This window comes from Phenylobacterium sp. (assembly GCF_036402295.1).
Lineage (GTDB): Bacteria > Pseudomonadota > Alphaproteobacteria > Caulobacterales > Caulobacteraceae > Phenylobacterium.
In genome coordinates, this window is the sequence record NZ_DASWTE010000150.1 from 1 (window position 1) to 3,112 (window position 3,112).

A 3,112-nucleotide genomic window follows, 5' to 3' on the forward strand; every position below is an offset into this window, starting at 1 on the left:
CGGAGCCTGGATCGCCTATCCGCCTAACTTCGACCCGTCGAAAAAGTACCCGCTGATCCTCGAGATCCACGGCGGCCCCTTCGCCGCCTACGGCCCGACCTTCGCCACCGACGTCCAGCTCTACGCGGCCGCCGGCTACGTGGTGGTCTACTCGAACCCGCGCGGCTCCACGTCGTACGGCGAGGCCTTCGCCAACGAGATCGACCGCAACTACCCCAGCCACGACTACGACGACTTGATGAGCGTGGTGGACGCCGCCATCGCCAAGGGCGCGGTTGACGACAAGCGGCTCTACGTCACCGGCGGCTCCGGCGGCGGCGCCCTGACCGCCTGGATCGTCGGCAAGACCGACCGCTTCCGCGCCGCGGCCACCCAGAAGCCGGTGATCAACTGGACCAGCCAGGTGCTGACCACCGACGGCTACACCTTCATGGCCAGCTACTGGTTCGGGAAGATGCCGTGGGAGGACCCGCAGGGGTACTGGGCGCGCTCGCCGCTGAGCCTGGTGGGCAATGTGAAGACGCCGACCCTGGTCGTCGTGGGCGAGCAGGACGACCGCACGCCGCCGTCCGAGGCCGACCAGTATTTCGCCGCCCTGCAGCTGCGCGGGGTGCCGACGGCGCTGGTGCGTGTGCCGGGCGCGAGCCATGGCGGTATCGCCGCGCGGCCCTCGCAATCTGCCGCAAAAGCAGGCGCGATCCTGGCCTGGTTCGAGCGTTACAGATAACGGCGGCGTCTTCCGCTACGTACGGATTCAGCGGTCGCTGAGCATGTTCTATGTTACGCAGAACAATGATCTGCGTTTGGAGTCGGTATGGCGCATGACGTTTCGCATCAGAGTCTCCGCGTCGCGGCTCGGCTTGCGAACGGCTTCGCCCTCGACCTGGTGAAGCTGGGCGGGTTCGGGCGCGACGTGGTCGACGGCCTGCTGCTGGCCGCGATCAGCCAGGCGAACGTCGCCCAGATCACCCGGAACCCCGAGCTCCAGCGGCGCTACGCCACCCTGGACCAGCCGCCGCCCGACGAGATGCGCCGCCCGGTCAGCATCAGCGCCATCGCCAATTCGCTGCGCATGCCGTTCGAGACCGCGCGCCGGCGGATCGCGGTGCTGGCCGAGCAGGGCGTCATCGTCACCCACCCGCGCGGCGTCGTGGTCCCGACCGCGCCGCTGAACTCGCCGTTCTACCGGGTCGGCGCCGCGGCCCACTACGAACTGGTCAAGAATCTCTACTTCCGGCTGCGCGGCATCGGCCTGCTCGAGGACCTGCCGCAGCCATCGCCGGACGCACCGCCGTTCGACCCGGAGAACCCGCCGGTCCGGCTCGTGATCCGCCTGTCGTCGGACTATGTGCTGCGCCTGGCCGAGCCGATCGGCCAGTACATCGGCGACCTGGTCACCGGGCTGGTCCTGATGGACCTGATCCACGCCAACACCGAACACCTGCCCGACACCGAGGGCGGCCGGGACGGCGAGACCTGGGAGCCCCAGGCCTTCGTTCCCGACAAGCACCGGATGCCCGTCCGGCCGGCGACCCTCGCCGGGCGCCTGGGCATACCGCACGAAACGATCCGGCGGCACCTGGCGCGTCTGGTAGCCGACGATAGATGCGAACGAAACGAGCACGGATATGTGGTCACGGCCCGCATTTTGGCCCGCGGACCCTTCATCCTGTACATGACGGACAATCGGTCGCACCTGCAGCGCTTATTCACTCAACTCTCGGAATATGGCGTTCTTTCCGAGTGGGAGAGGCAGGTTCGGGCTCTCCGCGGCGCAGCCTGACCGAAACGAGAACAGACCACACCCCCAAAATGGGTAGGCATGGGTTTTCAAACCATGCGACCGTGCCTCAACTTAAGGACGTACCTCGGGGGAGGTACAGGCGCGGGGGCCGCTCCATCGGGGGGTGGCAGCGACCCCCGCATCACCTAGGTCGGGGGCGATGACTAGGGTTTTGGAAAAGCATGTCGAAGGCGCGCCCATAGAGGCCGCCGAGATCGGGCGGGGCGAAGGCCCTCACCCGGTCGACCGTCACGTAGGCCTGCGCATCCGCATGCGCCGCAAGGAGATGGGCGTCAGCCAGGAGCGCCTGGCCGAGGCGCTCGGCATCACCTTCCAGCAGGTCCAGAAGTACGAGCGCGGCGCGAACCGCGTGAGCGCGTCGAAGCTCTGGGAAATCGCCGCGGCGCTGAAGACGCCGGTGGCCTACTTCTATGACGGACTCGGCGACCAGGAAGCCCTGGCCGCCCAGCGCGACGCCGCCCAGGAGTTCATGCTGTCGGCCGAAGGCATCGAGCTGATGGCCGCCTTCCCGCGCATCACCGAGCCGGCCATCCGCCGCAAGATCGTCGAACTGGTCCGCGTCGTCGCCGACGAGATCTAGGCCGCGGCGCGGGGTTTGTCGGGAACCGGCCGGCTCCTACGTCCTTGGGGCTCAACCCACGGAGAGCCCCCCGATGCGCCGCCTTCTGCCCCTCGCCACCCTGGCCGTCCTGGCCGCCTGTTCCCCGCGTCCCCAGGGCGAAGCCAGGACCGACGCGGCGGTGGTCCCCGACACCAAGCCCGCCGCCGTTGCGCAGCCTCCGGCCGACGCGCCGGCCGGCCAGTACACGTTGGACATGGGGCACACGAGCGTGACCTTCCGCGTCTCTCACATCGGCCTGTCCAACTACACGTCGCGCTTCACCAAGGCGGACGGGAAGCTCAACTTCGATCCGGCCAACCCAGCCGGCCAGAGCGTCACCGCCACGATCGAGGCGCGATCGCTCGAGACCGACTATCCGGACCCCAAGCTCGACTTCGACGCCCTGATCCAGAAGGAGTTCCTGGACACGGCCAACCACCCGCAGATCACCTTCAAGTCCACCAAGGTCGAGCCCACCGGTCCGCGCACGGCCCGCGTCACCGGCGACCTGACGCTGAAGGGCGTGACCAGGCCCGTCGTCCTCGAGGCCACCTGGAACGGTGGCTACAAGCCGGGCGCCATGGACCCCTCCGGCGCCCGCGTCGGCTTCTCGGCGCACGGCACGTTCAAGCGCTCGGACTTCGGCGTCACCTACGGCCTGCCGGCCCCGGGCACGACCATGGGCGTGGGCGACGACATCCAGGTCG

Annotated in this window: 4 protein-coding genes; all 4 read left to right on the forward strand. The window is 68.5% G+C overall.

Features of this window, described 5'->3' with window-relative positions; genetic code table 11:
• Positions 1-727: alpha/beta hydrolase family protein (locus VGD44_RS09455; RefSeq protein WP_331086250.1), on the forward strand; the 727-nt coding region annotated here is incomplete at its 5' end.
• A gap of 87 nt (positions 728-814) precedes the next feature.
• Positions 815-1,783 (forward strand): hypothetical protein, encoded by a 969-nt coding sequence (locus VGD44_RS09460; RefSeq protein WP_331086253.1) that lies wholly within the window; start codon positions 815-817, stop codon positions 1,781-1,783.
• A gap of 172 nt (positions 1,784-1,955) precedes the next feature.
• A complete protein-coding gene (locus tag VGD44_RS09465; RefSeq protein ID WP_331086255.1) occupies positions 1,956-2,384 on the forward strand; it encodes a helix-turn-helix transcriptional regulator in 429 nt (142 codons plus the stop codon).
• A gap of 73 nt (positions 2,385-2,457) precedes the next feature.
• On the forward strand, positions 2,458-3,112 hold a 655-nt coding region (locus tag VGD44_RS09470), incomplete at its 3' end, for a YceI family protein (RefSeq protein ID WP_331086258.1).